General features: G+C 44.3%; 1 protein-coding gene. It reads left to right on the top strand.

What is annotated here, in order from left to right; translation table 11 throughout:
* On the top strand, positions 1-203 hold a 203-nt coding region (locus ACTRWI_RS22980), incomplete at both ends, for a transposase zinc-binding domain-containing protein (protein WP_499133977.1).

Below are 203 nucleotides of genomic sequence, written 5' to 3'. Positions count from 1 at the left end.
TAAAGAGTATCGATGCAGTCATGCTGACTGCACCCATCACAAATACATTCACCAGACGTGTAAATCTCGCTTTTGCAACAGTTGTGGTATAAAAACCACAGAGCGGTGGATACGAAAGCAACAACATGTCTTTCCTGAGTGTGAGTATCAACACGTTACATTGACGCTCCCACACACGTTGTGGCCAATCTTTCGGGATAATC

Source organism: Pseudoalteromonas sp. G5_S1_14_S5 (assembly GCF_054968605.1).
The sequence above is the reverse complement of the archived record's forward strand: the minus strand, read 5'-3'. Positions and strand labels throughout refer to the sequence as shown.